The sequence below is a fragment of the Gammaproteobacteria bacterium genome (assembly GCA_034522055.1).
Taxonomy (GTDB): Bacteria; Pseudomonadota; Gammaproteobacteria; order JAABTG01; family JAABTG01; genus JAABTG01.
Map to the genome: position 1 here is coordinate 331,469 of JAXHLS010000002.1, position 21,141 is coordinate 352,609.

Sequence of the window (21,141 nt, forward strand, 5' to 3'; positions counted from 1 at the left end):
ACCATGAGCGCATCCCTCACCACCATCGTTCTGCTGCCGCTGCTGGGATTCCTCGTCAACGGCCTCCTCGGGCCCCGGCTCGGCACCCGCTTCGTCACCGTGGTGGGCTGCGGCCTGCCCATCGCCGCCTTCCTGGTCGCCGTGCAGGCGGTGATGCAACTGGAGGCCGGTACGGGCCAACCTCTGGTGGAGACCCTGTTCACCTGGGCCGCCTTCGGCACGGGGGCCCTGGAGGTTTCCCTCTATCTCGACCGCCTGAGCGCGGTCATGGTGCTGGTGGTCACCGGCGTGGGCTCCCTCATCCATATCTATTCCATGGGCTACATGAAGGGCGACGAGAGCTACGCCCGCTACTTCGCCTATCTCAACCTGTTCCTGTTCTTCATGCTGCTGCTGGTGCTGGGGCGCTCCCTGCTGGTGCTGTTCGTGGGCTGGGAGGGCGTGGGGCTGGCCTCCTATCTGCTCATCGGCTTCTGGTTCGACGACCCCGCCAAAGCCGCTGCAGGCAAGAAGGCCTTCATCACCAACCGGGTGGGCGATGCCGGCTTCCTGCTGGGTATGTTCGTGCTGTTCGCCGTGCTGGGCACCCTGGAGATGGACGCCATCAATGCCGCCGCCGCAGGGGGCATGCTGCCGGCAGCGACCGCCACCCTGGTGGGGGTACTGCTGTTCGTGGGCGCCACCGGCAAGTCGGCCCAGATCCCGCTTCATGTATGGCTGCCCGACGCCATGGCCGGCCCCACCCCGGTGTCCGCCCTGATCCATGCCGCCACCATGGTGACCGCGGGGGTCTACCTGGTGGCCCGCCTGTCCGGCGTCTACCTGCTGTCCCCCGAGGCCTCCCTGCTGCTGGCGGTGGTGGGCGTGGCCACGGCCTTCTTCGCCGCCACCATCGCCCTGGTGCAGACCGACATCAAAAAGGTGTTGGCCTACTCCACCGTCTCCCAGCTCGGCTTCATGGTGCTCGCCCTGGGTGTGGGTGCCCATGCCGTGGCGGTGTTCCATCTGGTGACCCACGCCTTCTTCAAGGCCTGCCTGTTCCTGGGGGCCGGCAGCGTCATCCATGCCCTCGGCGGCGAGCAGGATCTGCGCCGCATGGGTGGGCTGGCGCGGCGCATCCCCATCACCTTCGTCACCTTCGCGGTGGCCACCGCAGCCATCGCCGGGCTGCCCCCTCTGGCAGGCTTCTTCTCCAAGGACGAGATCCTGTGGTTCACCCTGGCCGGGGAGCACGGCGGGGCCCTGCTATTCGTGGTGGGCGCCATCACCGCCTTCCTCACCGCCCTGTACATGTTCCGCCTGCTGTGGCTGGCCTTCCTGACGCCCTCCCGCATGGCCCCCGAGGTGGAGGCCCATGTCCACGAGTCGCCCCGCTCCATGACCGGCGTGCTGGTGGTGCTGGCCCTACTGTCGGCGGTGGGGGGCTTCATCGCCGTGCCCCATTACCTGGAAAGCCTGCTGCCCCTGCCCGCGGTGGCCGAAGGCCTGGCCGCCTGGCATCTGCCCCTGGCGGTATTCGCCGTGGCGCTGGCCGTGGGGGGGCTCGCCGGGGCGCGCTACCTGTTTGCCGGCGAGGCCCGGCCGGCGGCAGTCCTGAGCGAGCGCTTCGCCACCCTGCACCGGGTACTCACCAACAAATACTACGTGGATGAACTCTACCAGGGATTCATCGGCCGGCCCCTGGTGTGGGTCTCGGATCGGGTGTTGCTGAGGGTGTCCGATCGCCTGCTCATCGACGGTCTGCTGCATGCCTCGGCGGCCCTCGCGCGGGGCACCGCCGGGGCCCTGGTGCGGGTCCAGACCGGCAACCTGCAACTCTATGCCTGGCTGGTCCTGATGGGCCTGGGTGCCGGGCTGCTATGGACGTGGACCGATGTCTGAGGCCGTCATGCTGAACTGGTTGCTGTTCCTGCCCCTGCTGGGGGCCCTGGCCCTGGCGCTGGTCCCGGCCGGGCGGGATGGCCTGACCCGCGGCCTGGCCCTGGCCGTGATGGTGGTGCAATTCGTGCTCGCCGCCTGGCTCTACAGCCATTTCCAGGCCGGAATCCCGGGCCTGCAGTTCGAGACCCGCATCCCCTGGATCGAGCAGTGGGGCGTCTATTACCACGTGGGCCTCGACGGCCTCAACGTGCTGCTGGTGCTCCTCACCGCCTTCCTGGGGCCGCTGGTGGTGGCGGGCGCCTTCAGCGCCATCACCACCAGCGTGCGCCTGTTCTACGCCATGCTGCTGGTGCTGCAGTTCGCCATGGTGGGCACATTCCTGGCCCAGGACCTGTTCCTGTTCTACGTGTTCTGGGAGGCCATGCTCATCCCCATGTTCCTGATCATCGGCATCTGGGGCGGCGAGCGACGCCTCTATGCCACCTTCAAGTTCGTACTCTACACCGCCTTCGGCAGCATCCTCATGCTGGCGGCGGTGATCTATATCGCCTACACGGTCTACACGGCCACCGGCGTGCCCTCCTTCGCCATCGCCGACCTCTACCGCGGCGACTGGCCCCTGGAGGTGCAGTCCCTGCTGCTGGCCGCCTTCGCCCTGTCCTTCGCCGTCAAGGTGCCCATGGTGCCCCTGCACACCTGGCTGCCCGACGCCCATGTGGAGGCCCCCGCCGCGGGCTCGGTGATCCTCGCCGGCGTGCTCCTCAAGATGGGCACCTACGGATTTCTCAAGCTCGGTCTGCCGCTGTTTCCCGAAGCGGCGCTGCTGTTCCGGCCGGCCCTCATGACTCTGGCGGTGGTGAGTATCATCTACGGTGCCCTGCTGGCCCTGGTGCAGGATGACATCAAGAAGATCGTCGCCTACTCCTCCATCAGCCACCTGGGCTACGTGATGCTGGGGCTGGTGAGCTATGACCTGCTGGGGATACAGGGGGCCATCATCCAGATGGTCAGCCACGGCCTGATTGCAGGCGGCCTGTTCCTCATGGTGGGGATGATCTACGAGCGCTGCCACAGCCGTGACCTGGCGGATTACGGCGGCCTCGCCAAGCTGCTGCCGGGCTACGCGGTGTTCTTCATGTTGCTGACCCTGGCTTCCGTCGGGCTGCCCTCCACCAGCGGCTTCACCGGCGAATTCCTGGTGCTCCTGGGGGCCTTCAACGCCGGCTGGGCCGAGTTGCCCCACGCCACCTGGCCCCTGGCCCTGGCGGCGACGGCGGTGCTGGGGGTGGTGCTTGGCGCCCTCTACATGCTGCGCCTGGCCGGACGCCTGCTGTTCGGCCCGGCCAAGGCGCCCCATACCCCGCTGGCGGGTCTCAACCGCCGCGAGAGCGGCATCCTGGCCGCCCTGGTGGCGGCCATCTTCCTCATTGGCCTGGCGCCGGCGTCCCTGCTGGAGAAGACCGAGGCCTCCGCCCTCGAGATCCAGTCCATCATGCGCGCGGTCCAACCCCCAGGAGTCACTCCATGAATCTCGACATGCTGGTGGGCCTGCTCCCCGAGCACCTGCTGCTGGCGGGGATCCTGATACTGCTGGTGCTCGACCTGACCGCCCTTCGGTCGAGTCCGTCGTTGCCCATCCCCTTGCTGGCAGTGGCCGCGGCGGCCCTCGCGGCCCTGTGGCTCGCCGCGGGTGACTATGTCGCGGCGCCCTTCCCCGAACAGTTCGTGCTGGACCCGGGTCGCGCCGTGGCCAAGGCGGTGTTGTTGGGCCTGGCCCTGCCGGTGCTGCTGCTGGCGGGCGAGTCGCAGAGCGACAGGCGCTTCGCCATGCTGCTGCTGTCGTCCCTCTATGGCGCCTGCCTGGTGGTCTCCGCGGGCAGCCTGGTGACCCTGTTCCTGGGCCTGGAACTGCTGTCCCTGCCGGTCTATGCCCTCATCGTGGCGGGCTCCGGACGCCCGGAGAGCGCCGAGGCCGCCCTCAAATACCTGATCCTGGGCGGCGCCGGCAGCGCCACCCTGCTGTTCGGCATATCCCTGACCCTGGGCGCCACCGGTTCCCTGTCCATGGCCGCCTTCGCCGCTGCCGCAGTCAGCCCGGAACCCCTGGCCGTGGCCGCCGTGACCCTGGTACTGGTGGGCCTGATGCTCAAGGCCGCCCTGGTGCCCTTCCATGCCTGGGCCCCCGATGCCTACGCCGGCACCGGCATCCCGGTGACAGCCTATATGGCCACGGTGATCAAGGGCGCCGTGTTGCTGGCCCTGATAGGGCTGTTCGACGGCGCCCGTCTCTCCCCCGGCGTCGTCGGCCTCACCGCCACCCTGGCCCTGCTATCCGCCGCCTGGGGCAATCTCGCGGCCATGGCCCAGACGGGCTTCCGGCGCATGATCGCCTACTCTTCCATCGCCCATGCGGGGTTTCTGTTCTTCGTGCTGCTGGGAGAACCCGGCGGACGCCAGGAGGCGGTGGTGTTCTACGTGCTGGTTTACGGCCTCGCCAATCTCCTGGCCTTCGCCTGCCTGCCCCCCCACGATGACGAGGCGACCCGGGACCATCTGGATCGCCTGCGGGGGCTCTACCGCAGCCGGCCCGCGGCAGCCATCCTCATCGCCGTGGCCATGCTGTCACTGGCGGGGATCCCGCCCCTGCCGGGCTTCGTAGCCAAGTTCTTCATCTTCAAGAACGTGGTGGAGGCGGGCTATACCGCCTGGGCGGTGGCCGGCCTGCTGGCCAGCTATTTGGGGCTGTTCTTCTATCTGCGGGTTATTCGCATCATGTTCATGGACGAACCCGTCGCCACGGAGGCCAAGGCGCATACCGGGGTGTTGGCGGGCATCGCCGGCCTGGTCTGCGTGACCGCGGTGGCGGCGGTGACCCTGTTTCCCGGCTGGCTGCTGGCACGTCTCTGACGGACGCCGCCGTGGCCCGCCTGGAGGCCATGGCTCTCTTGGAAGCTGCGGCTCGCTTGGAAAGAATAGCTGACGTTCAAACCGAGGGCCGAGCATGAACGCGAAGAAGAAGGACATCGAGGTACGCACCCGCACCAGCATGGACCACGAGGCCCTTAAACGGGCCTTCCTCGATAACCTGTTCTACCTCCAGGCCCGCCGCTTGGACGTGGCCGAGCCCCATGACCTGTTCAAGGCCGCGGCCTACACCGTGCGCGACCGCATGCTGGAACGCTGGATCCGCACCAGCAAGGCCTACAAGCGCGGTGACGTGCGCACCGTGTGCTACCTGTCGGCCGAGTATCTGCCCGGACCCCACCTGGGCAACAACCTCATCAATCTCGGCATCGTCGACAGCGCCCGCCAGGGGGCTCAGGACCTCGGCATGAACCTGGAGCAGATCGCGGAGGCGGAGCCCGAGCCGGGCCTCGGCAACGGCGGTCTCGGACGCCTGGCGGCCTGCTACCTGGACTCCCTGGCGACGCTGCGGATACCGGCCATCGCCTATGGCATCCGCTACGAGTTCGGTATCTTCGAGCAGGTCATCGAGGACGGCTGGCAGGTGGAGATCACCGACCTGTGGCTGCGCCACGGCAACCCCTGGGAAATCCCCCGCAGCCGTCTCTCCTTTCCCGTCTGGTTCGGCGGCCACACCGAGCACTTCACCGACGAGCGCGGCCGCGACCGCGTGCGCTGGGTGCCTGCAGAGGAGATCTGTGGCGTCGCCTATGACACCCCCATCATGGGCTACGGGGTGGACAACACCAACCTGTTGCGCCTGTGGCATTCCACTGCCGGCAAGTCTTTCGACTTCCAGGCCTTCAATAAGGGCGACTACTATGGCGCCATCCAGGCCAAGGTGGAGGCCGAGCACATCAGCCGGGTGCTCTACCCCAACGACGAGCCGGCAGCCGGCAAGGAGCTGCGCCTGAAGCAGCAATACTTCTTCGTCTCCTGCTCCCTGCAGGACATGATCCGCCTGCACCTGCAGAACGCCACCCTCGACACCTTCCACAAGAAGTTCGCCGCCCAGCTCAACGACACCCACCCGGCCATCGCCGTGGCGGAACTCATGCGCCTGCTGGTGGACGTCCACGTCATGGATTGGGATACGGCCTGGGATGTGACCCGCCACACCTTCGCCTTCACCAACCACACCCTGCTGCCCGAGGCCCTGGAGACCTGGCCGGTGGATCTGTTCGGCAGCCTGCTGCCGCGTCACCTCGAGATCATCTACGAGATCAACCGGCGCTTTCTCGACGAACTGCGGATCCGGTACCCCTGGGACCCGGAGCGCATCGCCCGCATGTCCCTCATCTCCAACGATCCCCAGCCACGGGTGCGCATGGCCCACCTGGCGGCGCTGGGCAGCTTCGCGGTCAACGGCGTGGCCGCCATGCACTCGGAACTCATCAAGACCACCATCCTCAAGGATTTCCATGAGCTGTGGCCCGACAAGTTCCACAACGTCACCAACGGTGTCACCCCCCGGCGCTTCATGCAACTCAGTAATCCGCGGATCTGCGGCATCCTCACCGACGTCGTCGGCAAGGGCTGGGCACGGGATGCGAACAATCTGAGCCGGCTCGAGCCCTTTGCCGAAGACGGTGCCTTCCAGGACCGCTGGAAAGAAATGAAACTGGCGGCCAAGGAGCGCCTCGCGGGCCGAATCAAGGCGCTTACCGGGGTGGTGGTGGACCCGCAGTCCCTGTTCGATATCCAAGTGAAGCGCATCCACGAATACAAGCGCCAGCACCTCAACGTGCTGCACATCATCACCCTCTACAACCGCATCAAGCAGTCACCGAACATCGATCTCGTCCCGCGCACCTTCGTGTTCGGCGGCAAGGCCGCGCCCGGTTATTTCATGGCCAAGCTGATCATCAAGCTCATCAACGCGGTCGGCGAGGTCATCAACCGCGATCCCCAGGTCAACACCCGCCTGCGCGTGGCGTTCTACCCCAACTTCAACGTCAAGAACGCCGAGTACGTCTACCCCGCCGCGGACCTGTCGGAACAGATCTCCACCGCCGGCAAGGAGGCCTCGGGCACCGGCAACATGAAGTTCTCCATGAACGGCGCGCTCACCATCGGCACCCTGGACGGCGCCAATGTGGAGATCCGCGATGCCGTCGGCCACGACAACTTCTTTCTCTTCGGCCTCACCCAGGAACAGGTGAGCGAAACCCTGGCCGCGGGTTACCGGCCCGCGGACATCGTGCAAGGCAATAACGAGTTGCGCGAGGTCATCGAACTGATCAACTCGGGCCTGTTCTCCCATGGCGACCGCGAACTGTTCCGGCCCCTGACCGATTCTTTGATCTATCACGACCCCTACCTGGTGCTGGCCGACTACGACTCATATACACACTGCCACAGCCGGGTAGAGGAGGCCTTTCGCGATCCCGCCCACTGGAATCGCATGTCCATCCTCAACACCGCACGCATGGGCGGGTTCTCATCGGATCGGGCCATTCAAGAGTACTGCGAGAAGATCTGGAAGGTGAAACCGGTCCACCTCTGAACTCAGGGCGCCATGCGGAATCTCAAGGACCGAGTCTCCCCCATCCGCCGAGGGGCTCTCGACGACCATGGGAGCACAGGGGTTCCGCCATGACCACCGGGCGTCACATCACCGTCGCCCGTCCCTATAAGCGCACGGTATGGGCCCCCGCATCGAGCGGGTAGGTATCGACGGGGTCATCCGCCAGCTTCGCTGCAAGAACCGCGGCGCCAGAGGAAACGGGCAGCCCTGAAGGGTGGACCACCCTGCCGTTTATGGGTTGGAAGCCCCCTTCCAGGACCCTCAGCTCTCCTCGGATTCGCTCGCGCCGCCGAACTTCACCAGCCGCGTGACCTGGATATCCGAGATGAACACCACCCCGGAATGCTCGCTGTAGAAGGGCGCGAAGCCTTCGAGGATGGGAGCCACCAGGGACTCGGGCACGGCGGCGATGATCATGATCAGCACATCATCCTCGTTGAACATGAGGTGGCCTTCGTGGAAGCCGTGGTTGCCCTTGCCCGACAGGTTGTTGACGATGGTGTAGCCCTTCACGCCGGCGCGGTCCAGCAGGTCCGTGGCAAAGCCCTGGTGCTCTCCGCCCAGGATGATTTCGAGCTTCTTCAAGGGGCTGAATCGGAGATTCTTCATGATGCTTGGGCCTCCTCGGCGATGGGATGTTCCAAGAGAGTCGACAGGCACTGCCACTGGCCGTCGGCGTAGAGGGAGACCACCTCCGTCTCGGGATCGATGACCAGCACCCGTATCCAGCCGTTGCGCACCAGCTGCTTCACCGCCACCACGGCCTCGACGGCCCGGCGGGCGTGCTCCAGGGGCGCCTCCATGAGGGTGATCAAGCGCAGAGGCTCGTGGTAGGGCTCCCCCTGGTGCAGCACCGTCTGGGCCGGCAGCCCGGTAAGCAAGTCACTGAGGTTGCCCCGCATCACGCCGAAGCGTCCGGCGACGTTGTGATACACCTTGCTGCCGCTGCCCAGACAGCCGCCGTCCACGGTGGAGAAATAGTGCTCCATGTTGATCCACTGCCCCACCACCAGGGGCCCGGTGAGAATGTTCTCCAACAGCCGGCGCCGGGGGTCCAACCGGTAGTCGTAGGAATGGAGAAAGGCCCGGCCTTCCAGGGACAGCCGCCGGGTGAGGTCCCGGCGACCAATGACGAAATAGGCATTACGGGACAAGCCCCACTCGGGACGCACCTGGGACCAGTCCATGGCATTGCGCTCGGCGGCGCGGCCGGCGGTGGCCGCTGCCGGCGGTGGCCGCATGGCCCGGGACGGGGACTGCAGGGTGGGTATGCGCTCCTGGGCACACAGCCGGGAGGCGGCGCTGAGGCCGCTGCGCAGGCGGTCCAGGTAGACCACGTGGGTCGAAGGCAGGCGGTCGAGGTCGAACAGCTCCAGGGCATCGGTGGCGGTATTGTGTAGGGCGGGGATGAACCAGGCGTCATCGTTGATGTGGACCCCGTGGGCGACCAGGCGCCGCCGTACCTCCGGTTTGTTGGCCATCTGGGCCAGCACCCGCGCGTTCACCAGGCCATGATTGCCGCCACAGGCCCCGCAGTCCAGCGCCGACTCGTAGGGGTTGTTCTCCGATGTACTGCCGTGGCCCACCAGCAGGACGAAGCGGGAGAAGTCCCGCGTGAGGCCGATGGAACGCAGGGCCTGGCTGACGAAGCCCACCTGCTCGTCGAGGCTGAAGCCGATGCGCGCCAGGCGCTCGAGCTGCAGGCGGGCGAAGGCGGGATTGATGCGGTAGACCTGCCGCAGGCGCCGGATGAAGCCCTGCTCGGCCTCGGGGTCCAGCCCCAGCTCCCGCACCAGCGCCGAGCGCCCCGCCTGCCGGCCCAGGGCGGCCTCTCGCAACTCGCGCACCAGGTCGTCGGTGATGCGCTCGGTGGCGAGGCGCAGTTCCTGCTCCACCGCCTTGATGATCACCGCGCGCTGGACGGTGCGCACGATGGAATCGGCCTGGTCGCGATCGAGCTTGTCCATCAGCAGATGGGTGGGCGGCTTATGCTCGTGCAACCGCCGGCGCCAGCGGTTGTAGGACCGCGGCATCAGGGTCTTGCCCACCATGTCGAAGCCGAACAGCAGACCGATGGCCTCCACCGTGACGAAAGGGCTGAGGACGGATTCCTTGAGTTCGTGAAGCACCTTCTCCAGGGCGGTCACCGCCGCCGGGTCCCGGGGGCCGTCGACAGTCATCTCCAGGGTCAGGTTCCTGGGGGTCAGCAGCACCGGGCACAGATGGGTCTCGCTGCCCTTGCCCAATTCCATGAAGCTGATGGGCACGCCGAAGAAGCCGGCGATGCCGAAGGTCTGGTAGTCGCCGGCCCCCTCCAGGTGACGGCGGATGCGCTCGGAACGGGTATCGATGCAGAACAGCGCCTGCGCGAAGGGGCGCTTGTCCCGCGGCGGCGGGGGTTCCAGGGTCACCCCCGCCATGAGGTGGCCCATGGCCCGGGACTCCATGGCCTCCAGCCACACCATGCCCTCCCGCTCCTCGAAGTCCCTGAGCCCCTCCAGCAGGCGGCCCAGGGCCTCGGCAGACAGGCCCTCGAGGCCCGAGACCGCGCCGGCACGTAGCGCCAAGGCCCGCAGGCGGGCGGCCTGTTGCTCTGCCTCGTGCCGGCGCTTGGCCGCCACGTACCGCTTGAACACCCGTTCTATGCGCGCCCTGCCCCCCAGGGCCAGGGCCTCCTCCACCCCCTGGGCCAGGGCAGGCAGCAGGCGGGGACCGTGGAACTCGTGGCGCAGGCAGGCCTCCGAGGTGCGCGTCTCGATGAACTCGCGAATGGCGGGTGCGGTGATGGCCAGGCCCCGGCGCCCATGCGCCTTCAGGAGGGCCAGCCCCAGGGTCAGACGCACCGCCAGCAGATCCACCAGATCCGCGGGATAAAGCCGGCCCCAGTGGTAGTGGCGGGCACTGGAGCGCCAGCGGATGAAGCCCGCCCAGCCATGGAGGCGGGCCAGCTCGCGGGTGAAATAGGCCGTCCAGCGGTCCTCGGCTACCCCCAGGGCCTCCATGGCGTGGATGATGACGCCCTCGGGACTGGATTCCGCGGCGAGGATACGCCGGACGTGGGCCCCGTGAGGAAACAGCCAGCCGTTGCGCCCGACCGCCTCGCGCCAGGCGCCGAAGAGGCCGCGCTGGCGCCCCGGCATGGCCCGCACCGATTGGCCCTCATCCAGGAACTCGAGGCAGATCTTGATGACCTGTTGGTCCAATTGCGCGCCGATGGCGGTGCCGTACAGGCCATCCACGGCGGCGTAGACGGGCTCGTCCCGCAATAGGGTATCCTTCAGGCGCACGGCCAGGGCGGCAAGGTCCACCTCGTCCGTGGTGCCGGAAGGCAGGCCCGCCAGGGCGGCATGGATGTCTTCGGCCGCGGCGAAATCCCCGGCCGGCACCACGGGACCGTCGATTTCGGTGAGCAGGGCCATGAGCCAATCCCCGAGGGCCACCCCCGGTATGGCCGGCCGTGACGCCACGAAGGCGTCCACGGCCCCCTCCAGATGCCTTCGATCCACCTTGCCGGCGGCCAGGCAGCCCTGGTACTGGCGGCGGGACAGGTAGCCCCGGCAATGGAACAGGCGCGCGCCCTCGGCCACCGCGTCCCCGAAGGGCAGGTGTTCCAGACCGTGCAGCGGATTGTGATGGATGAAGGCCCGCATGGGCCAGAAGAAGGGGATGGGTTCGCCGGCCACGTAGGCCATGGCCCGCACCCTCAGCCGTTGTCCCAGGACCAGGCTCATAGCAGGGCCATCCCGCCATAGATACCGGCACCGGCCAGCCCCGCGAGGGCCGCAGCGTAGGCCCAGGCGGCGGGCAGGCTCAGATCCGCCGCCCCACCCCCACCGGCCGGCCCCACCACCAGTCCCGCCAGGAGGCGCGCGCCCGCCCAGGTCCACAGCAGCCAGATGCCGGCCAGGGCCAGGGCGGTAAGGGGCACCGCGGGGACGGCGGCAAAGACCAGGGCCAACATGGTGAAGAAGGGCGGAAAAAGGGGCGTAGCCGTGACGGCGAGCACCACCAACACCAGCACCCCGGCGTAGCGGGGCAGGGATTGGGCCAGCCCACCGGGGAGCCCCGCCCGGGCGGCACCGAAGCGCCGCTCCAGGCCCGCACCGAGAAGGGCGAGCAACACCAGGGGCAGGCTCAAACCCAGAGCATGGAGCGCCGCCTGCAGGGTCCAGCCATCTCCGGCCACCACCAGCCACAGTAGCGACCACAGGGAGGTGGCCAGGAAACCGCTCCACAGGCCCACGTCCTCCAGGGTCAGGGCACGCAGGGCATAGAGTCCCGAGGTCAGCAGGGCCCAGGGTATGAACCAAGCGGGTGCTGGCGCCGCAGCCGCCAGCACCAGCATCAGACCGATCTGGGGCCAGGCCAGCAACAGCACCATACGCAGCCACGGGTAAGGCGCACGACGCAGCATGGCGTTGAACACTAGACTCAAGGGAAACAGGGGCAGGAACAGGCCTGCGAGAAGGTATGTGGGCACGCTCATCTCAGGCCCACCGCAACCAGACATTCAGCCGCCTGGCGGCGAACAGGATCCCATCCGTCAGCCGGCCGTAGACATCGGCCACATAGAACTCGCGAGAGATCACGGCATAGGCCGTGTTCCACAGGCGTTTGGCCCAGCGGCGACCAGGTTTGCCGTTCTGCTCCGAGTAGTAGGTGAGCAGCCAGCCCACGACGATCACCGCCGTCACCAGGGCCACGAGGACATCGAAGCGCAACAGGGCGATGTCCGCGGCATCGTAGATCTGCGCCCGCAACGCAGGGTCCGGATAGAGGAACAGGTCGAAGGCGTGGCTGATAAAGGTGTAACCCAACACCACCACGGCGAAGGAGAACACGCCGAGGCCCAACAGCCGCCAGGGGTTCTGGCTGCCCATGCGGTAGGTGGCGAAGATGAGTTGGGCCCCCGTCACCCAACCGAAGAACAACAATATGATGGCACCCTGCTTCTGGAAATAATCCTCCGCGACCAGCCAGTGGGTCACCACCAGGATGGTCACGGGTACCGCCAGGGTGATGGCCGCCATCAACAACCAGGGCTGGCGCTGGCGGGCCGGCCGCCGTTCGACGACGAAAGTGTAGAGGTCATCCTTGGGGACCCCGTCATCCCTGCGGGCCCCATGGATGATGCCGCCGGCCCCGAGAAACAGGGTGCCCTTGAACAGGCCATGGGCGATGAGGTGATAGATGGCCAGGGAGAAGGCGCCGATGCCGCACTCCATGATCATGAACCCCATCTGCCCCATGGTGGAGTAACCGAGGGCCTTCTTGATGTCGTTCTGGGTCAGCATGAGCATCGAACCGATGACCGCGCTCACCAGTCCGACGATGAATATCCACGGCAGTACGCCGTCGGTGTGGACGTATACGGGCGCGAAGCGATTGATGAGAAAGCCCCCCGCGTTGACGATCCCCGCATGCATCAGGGCCGACACCGGTGTGGGCCCGTCCATGGAGTAGGGCAGCCAGGTGTGGAGCAGGAACTGGGCCGAGCGGGCGAAGGCCGCCAGGGCCACCAGCGCCCCTACGGCCTCCGGCAATGGCAGCCCGAGGAAATCGTGGGCGTCCGGCAGGGTCGCCATGGTCGCGAAGATCTCCGGCAGGGACCAAGTCCCGTAGGCGTGATAGAGCAGCCCGGCGGCCACCACCAGGGGCAGGTCGCCGATGCGGTAGGTCAGCAGCGTCCACAGCCCATAGCGGTAGGCCGACGGGCTGCGGGTCTCCTGGCCCAACAGGAAGTAGAGCAGCACACCGATGAGATGCCAGGCGATGAGCAGGGTGATGAGGTCGCCGGCGGCCACCATGACCAGCAGGGCGGCGGTCATGAGGTCCAGGAGCACGAAGAAACGCGCGTAGCCCGGCTCCTCCGCCATGTAGCGTAGGGAGTAGACGTGGACGATGAGGCTGATGCCGGCGATGACCAGGGCCATGAGGCTGCCGAGGGGGTCGAACAACAGCAGGCCCCAGCTCCCACCGAGGCCGGTGGCGGCCGGCGGCCGGCCCACCACGGCCTGCCAGAGAACCACTGCGGCGAGGAGGAAGGTGGCGATGGTGAAGGCCACACTCACGCCCCCCGCCCGCCCGCCGAGGCGGCGGGAGAGCAGCTGAATCACGAGGGCGGACACCAGCGGCAGGACCGCGACCAACACCACGAGTCGTTCCATAATCCCCGGCAACCCCCCGTTTGCGGCGACAAGCGCACGCCGTGACCCGTCCCGCTGCGGCGCCTCACGATGTCGGCGCCCGCCGGACATCTTTGGTCCCAGCTTTTTCTGGCGAGATCAAGGCAGGGCCGGGGGGCGGGCCAGCAAATAGTTATCGACGCAGTCTATGCAAGGGATCCATCTACAATAAGTCGAAAGTTTGAATGGCATTGATTGCCTAAAGCCAATGGATCCGGCCGGCGAGACGGCGGGTGCTCGAGATTCCACCCATCCGGGTTCCCGGACCGGCCCAGAGACGGCCGGCCGTGGCCGTGGTTGAACACCGACACCGCCATGGGCGACCATGGACCGATATGAGCGGAGGACAGGCTCCCATGGTTAAAGACTGTCCCGGCGATCGCCGGTGCTTCCTCAAGGCAGGTGGGCTCGCCCTCGCCATGCAGGCCCTGCCCGCCCTGGGCGCCCCCGAGCCCCGCCCGCCGGCCCGGCTGGTGGGCCGCGGCGAACGGGCCCTGCCGACGGCCGAACTGGTGCCCGAAGAGGCCTATATCTTCCATTATCCCTACGTCAGCACGCCCTGCTTCCTGCTCGACCTGGGAGAGCCCCTGGATCCCGCGGAACTGCGGACCGAGGATGGCACGGCCTACACCTGTCCGGGGGGCGTGGGACCCCGGCGCAGCATCGTGGCCTTCTCCGCCATCTGCTCCCACCGCATGAGCCACCCGGCGCCCTCGGTGAGTTTCATCAACTATCGGAGCGAGCAGGTGCGTTTCCTGGACAAGGCGGAACAGAAACGCACGGGTGCAGGGCTGATCTATTGCTGTTCGGAGCGCAGCGTCTTCGACCCGCGGCGCGGCGCCCGGGTGCTGGGGGGGCCGGCCCCCCAACCCCTGGCCGCCGTCACCCTGGCCTACGATGAGGATAGCGACGGCCTGACGGCCACCGGCACGGCGGGCGGCGCCCTCTTCGAGCGCTTCTTCGACAAGTTCGGCATGCGCCTCATGCTGACCCATGGGCCCCGTTACCAGGAGCCCGTGGGGGAACGCAGCCGGGTCCACCCGGCGGCGGACTTCAGCGACAACCAGATGCGCTGCGGCTGAGCCTGAATGTCGGGATGAATCCCGACCTACAAAAAGCGTAACCGCGAAAGACGCGAAATAACGCGAAAAAAGAGAAGGTCAGGGAGGAGTGGCAGTTTGAAAAGGCGCAGCGGATCCACCGTTTCGGCGTCAGCAGAGCGGACGCACGGAGGGTAATCTTTCCCCATTTCCCCTTTCCCATTTCCCCTGGGAAAAAGACAGAGGCGTAGGTCGGCTGCTCTTGGCAGCCGACGGAAACCCGGCGCTTTGCGGGCGCGGATGTCGCTTGCCGAGAGCAACCGACCTACAGACTATTCTGTAGGTCGGGCTTCAGCCCGATATGTGCCTCAGCCGGGGGGCGCGCGCCGTGCCAGCACGGCGGCCACCTCGTCGCGGCCGCCCAGGCGCGCCACATCGCCGGGGGTGAGGCCCCGGCTGGTACGACGGGCTGGATCGGCCCCGTGTCGCAACAACAGATCCACGATCCCGGAGTCGCCATTGGCCGCCGCATGGTGCAGGGCCGTGGCACCCTGCTCGTCTACGGCATCCACCGCCGCGCCCCCCTCCTCCAGCAGGATCCGGGCCGCGGCCCCGTAACCCCCCTCCACCGCACGGATCAACGGCGTTCCGCCATAGATATCCGCCTTGTCGGGATCGGCGCCCCGCGCCAGCAACAGCCGCACGGCCGCCTCGTGGCCCTTGGCGGCCGCGATGGTCAGGGCCGACCAGCCGTTGGAGGCGCGCTCACGGATCCGCGCACCATGGTCCAGCAGCCACGCCAGGGTCGCCGGGTCCCCCGCCACCGCGGCATACATCAGGGCCGTGCCACCGCGGGTGTTCTCGGCGCAGACGTCCGCCCCCAGGGTGACGAGGCGCTCCATCAGCCTCGGAGGACCCTGACGGGCGACCACCATGAGGGCGGTGGTGCCATCCGGGAGCGCCGCCTCCACGGGAGCCGCCGGGGTGGCGGCGAGACGCGCCAGGGATGCGCTGTCCCGCTGGCGCAGGGCCTCCAGCCAGGCGGTGGCCGGGTCCTCCATGGCCGCGCCCCCGGGTGCCGCCAACGCCACCGCCAGCAGAAACAGACGGCCCGCCGCAGGACGGCTCCGAAGGGCAGAGATCGCCATGAACGGCCTCATTGGAATCGGGAGATTGGGCAAGGATAAGGAGCGCAGCTAGTCAGGTAAATCGGCAAAACCGGCCTTTGCCCGTGGTTCAGGGGACAAACCGCGGCGCCCGCAGAAGGCCACGGGCGTCCGGCCCCGGCAAGGAGGCCGGGCCAGACGCCGCCTGGGGGGAGTTCAGGCGGTGCGTGGTTGCCCGCCGGGCGCCGCGCCGGTGTCGGCGGCGGCCCCCTGGGATGCCCCCCCCTTGCCGTAGACCTCCTCGTACCACAGATCGTGGTGCTGCCTCGCCCAGCCTTCGTCCACCTCACCCGTGATCATGCCCTCGAGGGAACCCTCGTTGCCCAGGGTGCCGAGATAGATATGGCCGAAGGACAGGGCGATGAGCAGGATGCTGGAGGCGGCGTGGATAAGGGTGGAGAGCTGCATGGTGCCACGTTCCCATCCCATATTGGGGAACAGCAGGATGGCCCCGGAGGCCATCATCACGATACCGGCGAAGGTGAGGATCCAGAACCACATCTTCTCGCCGGCGTTGGCCTTGTAGGCATGGGGGTGTCCCTTGCCCAGGTAGCCGCCGCCGGCCTTGAACCACTCCCAGTCCACCTTGGTCAGCAGGTTCTCGTGGGCCCAGGAGATGATCATGGCCAGCAGGCCCACCACGAAGAAAAGGGCCAGTATGTTATGGGAATCCTTGGCGAACTGGGCATAGGCTGCGAAGGCCTCGGGGCCCATGACCGGGATGAGCACCGCGCGCCCGTAGAGCAGGCTGAGCCCGGTGATGGCCAGCACGATGAAAAGGATGGCCACGAACCAGTGCATGACCCGCTCCCAGGCGCTCCATCGCATGACCTTGCGGCCGGTGCGTTCCTCGAGCTTCGCCCGTCCCCCCACCAGGTGGAAGAGGGCCAGTATCAGCAGGGAGGCGGCCATCAGCCAGCCACCGAAGAGGGCCAGGGGGCCGTTACGCAACTGGCGCCAGTTCTCGCCGCCATTCTGGATCAGGACATTGGTCTCCTGCCCCTTCACCGCCGTATAGCCCTGATTGCCCTCCCTCACGGCTCGCCAGTAGTCGGAGCGCGGGTTGGCGTCACCCTCGAACGCCGCCTCGGCGTCGGGCACGGCGCCATGCAGGAGGCCGAGCCCCAGGGGCAGGACCAGCGCCATCAGCGCCATCCCCACCATCAGCCACATCCTGCGGACGCTGCCGGCGCGGGGCCGGCCTGAGTTACTGTTCTTGAGCATCTGGGGCATCTGGCTACTCCTTGGATTACCGCTTCCCCGCAGGGTCAGCGGTCGATCTGGTTATACATGGCCCGGTGGCGCAGCTGCTCCGCCGTCTCGGCGCTGCGGCTGCGTTCCTCCTCGTACTGGCCTTCGGCCACCCAGGGCTCCTGCACCTCGCCATACTGGCAGGCACCGAGCCCGGGCATGACCGCGAGGGCCAGGATGGCGGGCAACACATGACTTCTGATCGCTGGGTGCGCGTATGGCTCTGTCACGGTCACTCTCTCCTCGGCTTTGACATCACGGGATATCTCCACGGGGCGCCAAACTATTCAACGGTCCATCTGGACGGTGCGGAAACGCGCCTGCAGGGTCTCCTGATGATCCTCGCTGGCCATCTTGTCCAGCAAGGGGTCATGGTCGCCCTTGTATACCCCGGGCTCGTAGACCGTCACCCCGGGCTCGTCGTAGCAACCCGCGAGGCCTGCGCTCAGCCCGGCGAGCAGTGAAATGACCAGCATTCGCTTCATCGTCTTCTCCCGTCGGCCCAGCCATGTTCGACGCGTTGGACGCGGTTACCATGACGGCGGGTCCGTTGTCTCGCCTCACGGGCTCCCGCCGGCCATGGACCACCGGCGGGGCCCCGTCCGGGGATGTCTACACCTTGTCGCCGTAAGCGGCATCCCAGCCCCAGGTATCGGGGCGCCCGCCGCGCTTCAACACGCGCTTGCGATAGATGTCCGCGATGAGATCGCCGTCACCGGCGATGAGGGCCTTGGTGGCGCACATCTCCGCGCACGCCGGCAGCTTGCCCTCGGCGATGCGGTTGGCCCCGTACTTGGCGAACTCCTCGTCCGAGTTGTCCGCCGGCGGGCCGCCCGCGCAGAAGGTGCACTTGTCCATCTTGCCCCGCACGCCGAAGGCCTCCTGCTGGGGATACTGGGGCGCGCCGAAGGGACAGGCGTAGAAACAGTAGCCGCAGCCGATGCACAGGTCCTTGTCGTGGAGCACGATACCGTCCGTGGTGGTGTAGAAGCAGTCCACCGGGCACACCGCCGCACAGGGGGCGTCGGTGCAATGCATGCAGGCGACGGAGATGGACTTCTCCCCCGGCTCGCCGTCGTTCAGGGTGACCACCCGCCGGCGGTTGACCCCCCACGGGACCTCGTTCTCGTTCTTGCAGGCGGTCACACAGCCGTTGCACTCGATGCAGCGGTCGGCGTCACAGAGAAATTTCATTCGGGCCATTGCTGCTCTCCTCTCAGGCTGACGTAATCTGACACAGGGTTGCCTTGGTCTCCTGCATCTGGGTCACCGAGTCATAGCCGTAGGTGGTGGCGGTGTTGCAGGCCTCGCCCCGCATATAGGGCGCCGTGCCCTCGGGATAGCGATCCACGAGGTCCTCACCCTGGAACCAGCCACCGAAGTGGAAGGGCGTCCAGATGACACCACGGCCCACCCGGGGCGTCACCATGGCCATGACCTTGATGCGCCCGCCCTCGGGCCCTTCCAGCCACACCCACTGGCCGTCCCTCAGGTTGCGGTCGTTGGCGTCGGCCGGGTTGATCTCCACGAACATGTCCTGCTGGAGTTCCGCCAGCCAGGGGTTGGAACGGGTCTCCTCGCCGCCGCCTTCGTACTCCGTCAAGCGGCCGCTGATGAACACCAGGGGGTAGTCCCCCGAGTAGTCCTTGGCCTGAACCGAGGCGTAGCGCGTGGGCAGGCGCCAGAAGGCCTTGCGGTCCTCATAGGTGGGATATTTGGACACCAAGTCGTAACGCGCCGTATACAGGGGCTCGCGGTGGATGGGCACCGGGTCCGGGAACTGCCACACCACGCAGCGGGCCTTGGCATTGCCGAAGGGTGCCGCGCCGTGCTTGATGGCCACCCGCTGGATGCCGCCGGAGAGATCCGTCTTCCAGTTGCGTCCTTCCGCCGCCTCCTTCTCCGCGGCGGTGAGGTCATCCCACCAGCCCAGTTGCTTGAGCATGTCGGCGGTGAACTCCGGGTGTCCGTCCTTGATCTCGGAGCCCTGGGGATAGGAACCCTCCGCCAGCAGGGTCACGCCGTCGCGCTCCACGCCGAAACGGGCACGGAAGCACAGCCCGCCCTCGGCCACCGGCTTGCTGGGGTCGTAGAGGATGGGAGTACCCGGATGCTTCATGTCCGCGCTGCCCCAGCAGGGCCAGGGCAGGCCGTAGTAATCACCGTCCGCGGGGCCGCCCTCGGCCCGCAGGGTGGTGGTGTTGAAGGTGTGGCGGTTGGCCATGTGCATCTTGAGCCGCTCGGGGCTCTGGCCGGTATAGCCGATGGTCCAGGTGCCGCGGTTGATCTCCCGCAGGGTGTCCTCGGGGTTGGGCATCTTGCCGTCCAGCTTGATGTGCTTGAACATCTGATCGGCGAAACCGAACTTCTCGGCCAGCAGATAGAGCACCTCGGCATCCGTCTTGGATTCGAACAGCGGCTCCACCACCTTCTCCCGCCACTGCAGGGAACGGTTGGACGCCGTCACCGAACCGGCCTGCTCGAACTGGGTGCAGGTAGGCAGCAGGTACACCCCGTCCTTGCGCTCGCTCATCACCGCGAGGTGAGTGGGATAGGGGTCGGAGATGACCACCAGGTCCAGGCGCGGGCTCTCCAGGGCCGCCTTCATGTCGACACCCCTGCTCTGGCTGTTGACCGCATGGCCCTGGAAGATGACGGCCCTGACGTTGTCCTTCTGAGACAGGTTGTCCTTGTCCTCCAGGATGCCGTCGATCCAGCGTGATACTGGCATGCCCGGGATATTCATGGTGTAGGCCATCTTGCCGCCGCCGGCGTCGTACTGGCGGGACATGTCGAAGCGCTCCTTCAGCCATTCGTAGTCCACATCCCACACCCGGGCCCAGTGCTTCCAGGCCCCCTCGGAAAGGCCGTAATAGCCCGGCAGGGTATGGCAGTTGGGCCCCACGTCGGTGGCGCCCTGCACGTTGTCATGGCCGCGAAAGATGTTGGCACCGCCGCCGGACACCCCGATGTTGCCGAGGGCCAGCTGCAGGATGCAGTAGGCACGGGTGTTGTTGTTGCCGATGTGGTGCTGGGTGCCGCCCATGCACCAGACGATGGTGCCGGGCCGGTGCTCCGCCATGGTCTTGGCGCACTGGTACATCTCCTGCTCGGGCACCCCCGTCAGGTCCTCCACCGTCTTGGGGTCGAACTTCTTCGCCTCCTCACGGATGTCGTCCAGGCCGTAGACCCGCTGGGCGATGTACTCCTTGTCCTCCCAGCCGTTCTCGAAGATGTGCCACAGCAGGCCGTGAATGAAGGGTACGTCGGAGCCGGGCCGCAGGCGGATGTACTGGTCGGCGTGGGCCGCGGTGCGGGTGAACCGCGGGTCCACGACGATCATCTTGGCGCCGTTCTCCTTGCCCCGCAGGATGTGCTGCATGGCCACGGGGTGGGCCTCGGCGGCATTGGAGCCCACGAACAACATGGCCTTGGCGTTATGCATGTCGTTGTAGGAGTTGGTCATGGCCCCGTAGCCCCAGGTGTTGGCGACACCTGCGACGGTGGTGGAATGACAGATCCGGGCCTGGTGGTCGATGTTGTTGGAGCCCCAGAAGGCGGCGAACTTGCGCTGCAGGTAAGAGCCCTCGTTACTCGCCTTGGACGAACCGGCCATCCACAGGGCGTCGGGGCCGGATTCCTCGCGGATCTGCAGGATCTTGTCGCCGATCTCGTCCATGGCCTGGTCCCAGGAGATGCGCTGCCACTTGCCGCCGGCGAGCTTCATGGGGTACTTGAGGCGCTTCTCGCCGTGGCCGTGCTCCCGCAACGCCGCCCCCTTGGCGCAGTGGGCCCCGAGGTTGATGGGCGACTCGAAGTCGGGCTCCTGACCGGTCCACACACCGTTCTGCACCTCGGCCATGACGCCGCAACCCACCGAGCAATGGGTACAGACGCTGCGGCGGATCTCGGTCGCGACCCCGGCCTTGGGCGAGATGCTCTTGCCTTCTTCCGCCCGCAGCATGGAGAAGGGCACCATGCCGGCGATGGCGCTACCGCCCACGGCCAGCCCGGAGCGCTGCATGAAGGTGCGCCGACTCACCGCCTCGCCCTTGAACCCCAGGCCGATGCTGGTGCCGCTGTCCACCGCAGCCGTATTGCGCTTCTTGATCAGCTTCATGTCTCGC

15 protein-coding genes are annotated in these 21,141 nt (G+C 67.0%); 5 read left to right on the forward strand and 10 right to left on the reverse strand.

From position 1 onward, the window contains the following. Positions 1-3 precede the first annotated feature (3 nt). The 4 genes from nuoL (at position 4) to U5S82_01700 (ending at position 7,351) form a co-directional block, all read left to right on the forward strand. Positions 4-1,881: an NADH-quinone oxidoreductase subunit L gene (nuoL, locus tag U5S82_01685; GenBank protein ID MDZ7750379.1), complete on the forward strand. Its 1,878-nt coding sequence runs from the start codon at positions 4-6 to the stop codon at positions 1,879-1,881. Continuing rightward, complete coding sequence (locus U5S82_01690; protein ID MDZ7750380.1) at positions 1,874-3,409, forward strand: NADH-quinone oxidoreductase subunit M; 1,536 nt, start codon at positions 1,874-1,876, stop codon at positions 3,407-3,409. The genes nuoL and U5S82_01690 overlap by 8 nt, the downstream gene beginning before the upstream one ends. Beyond that, positions 3,406-4,788: an NADH-quinone oxidoreductase subunit N gene (locus U5S82_01695; GenBank protein MDZ7750381.1), complete on the forward strand. Its 1,383-nt coding sequence runs from the start codon at positions 3,406-3,408 to the stop codon at positions 4,786-4,788. Before U5S82_01690 ends, U5S82_01695 begins: the two co-directional genes overlap by 4 nt. A gap of 94 nt (positions 4,789-4,882) precedes the next feature. Then, positions 4,883-7,351 (forward strand): glycogen/starch/alpha-glucan phosphorylase, encoded by a 2,469-nt coding sequence (locus tag U5S82_01700; protein MDZ7750382.1) that lies wholly within the window; start codon positions 4,883-4,885, stop codon positions 7,349-7,351. Positions 7,352-7,633: 282 nt separating this feature from the next. On the opposite strand, the gene U5S82_01705 is transcribed toward U5S82_01700, so the two are convergent. Genes U5S82_01705 through U5S82_01720 form a run of 4 tightly spaced genes read right to left on the reverse strand, consistent with a single transcriptional unit; the run spans position 7,634 to position 13,539 of the window. Further along, positions 7,634-7,981, reverse strand: a complete 348-nt coding sequence (locus tag U5S82_01705; GenBank protein MDZ7750383.1) for a P-II family nitrogen regulator — start codon at positions 7,979-7,981, stop codon at positions 7,634-7,636. Then, positions 7,978-11,103 (reverse strand): DUF2309 domain-containing protein, encoded by a 3,126-nt coding sequence (locus U5S82_01710; GenBank protein ID MDZ7750384.1) that lies wholly within the window; start codon positions 11,101-11,103, stop codon positions 7,978-7,980. Before U5S82_01710 ends, U5S82_01705 begins: the two co-directional genes overlap by 4 nt. Then, positions 11,100-11,858: a hypothetical protein gene (locus tag U5S82_01715; GenBank protein MDZ7750385.1), complete on the reverse strand. Its 759-nt coding sequence runs from the start codon at positions 11,856-11,858 to the stop codon at positions 11,100-11,102. The genes U5S82_01710 and U5S82_01715 overlap by 4 nt, the downstream gene beginning before the upstream one ends. A gap of 1 nt (position 11,859) precedes the next feature. Next, positions 11,860-13,539, reverse strand: coding sequence for a proton-conducting transporter membrane subunit (locus tag U5S82_01720; GenBank protein ID MDZ7750386.1), 1,680 nt, complete (start codon positions 13,537-13,539; stop codon positions 11,860-11,862). A gap of 374 nt (positions 13,540-13,913) precedes the next feature. On the opposite strand from U5S82_01720, the gene U5S82_01725 reads away from it, so the two are divergent. Further along, positions 13,914-14,639 carry a (2Fe-2S)-binding protein gene (locus tag U5S82_01725; protein ID MDZ7750387.1) on the forward strand — a complete coding sequence of 242 codons (726 nt, stop codon included), beginning with the start codon at positions 13,914-13,916 and terminating at the stop codon, positions 14,637-14,639. Between the two features lie 326 nt (positions 14,640-14,965). Here the strand turns inward: U5S82_01725 and U5S82_01730 are convergent, their stop codons facing one another. From U5S82_01730 to U5S82_01755, 6 genes are all read right to left on the reverse strand, one after another. Beyond that, positions 14,966-15,745 (reverse strand): ankyrin repeat domain-containing protein, encoded by a 780-nt coding sequence (locus U5S82_01730; GenBank protein MDZ7750388.1) that lies wholly within the window; start codon positions 15,743-15,745, stop codon positions 14,966-14,968. A 174-nt stretch (positions 15,746-15,919) separates the two neighbouring features. After that, positions 15,920-16,996 carry a formate dehydrogenase subunit gamma gene (locus U5S82_01735; protein MDZ7750389.1) on the reverse strand — a complete coding sequence of 359 codons (1,077 nt, stop codon included), beginning with the start codon at positions 16,994-16,996 and terminating at the stop codon, positions 15,920-15,922. Between the two features lie 35 nt (positions 16,997-17,031). Further along, a complete protein-coding gene (locus U5S82_01740; protein ID MDZ7750390.1) occupies positions 17,032-17,244 on the reverse strand; it encodes a hypothetical protein in 213 nt (70 codons plus the stop codon). Between the two features lie 57 nt (positions 17,245-17,301). Further along, entirely contained in the window at positions 17,302-17,499 is a 198-nt protein-coding gene (locus tag U5S82_01745; GenBank protein ID MDZ7750391.1) for a hypothetical protein, read from the reverse strand. 127 nt (positions 17,500-17,626) lie between these two features. Continuing rightward, positions 17,627-18,217: a formate dehydrogenase FDH3 subunit beta gene (gene fdh3B, locus U5S82_01750; protein ID MDZ7750392.1), complete on the reverse strand. Its 591-nt coding sequence runs from the start codon at positions 18,215-18,217 to the stop codon at positions 17,627-17,629. Between the two features lie 13 nt (positions 18,218-18,230). Then, entirely contained in the window at positions 18,231-21,134 is a 2,904-nt protein-coding gene (locus U5S82_01755) for a formate dehydrogenase subunit alpha (protein ID MDZ7750393.1), read from the reverse strand. Between the last annotated feature and the right edge of the window lie 7 nt (positions 21,135-21,141).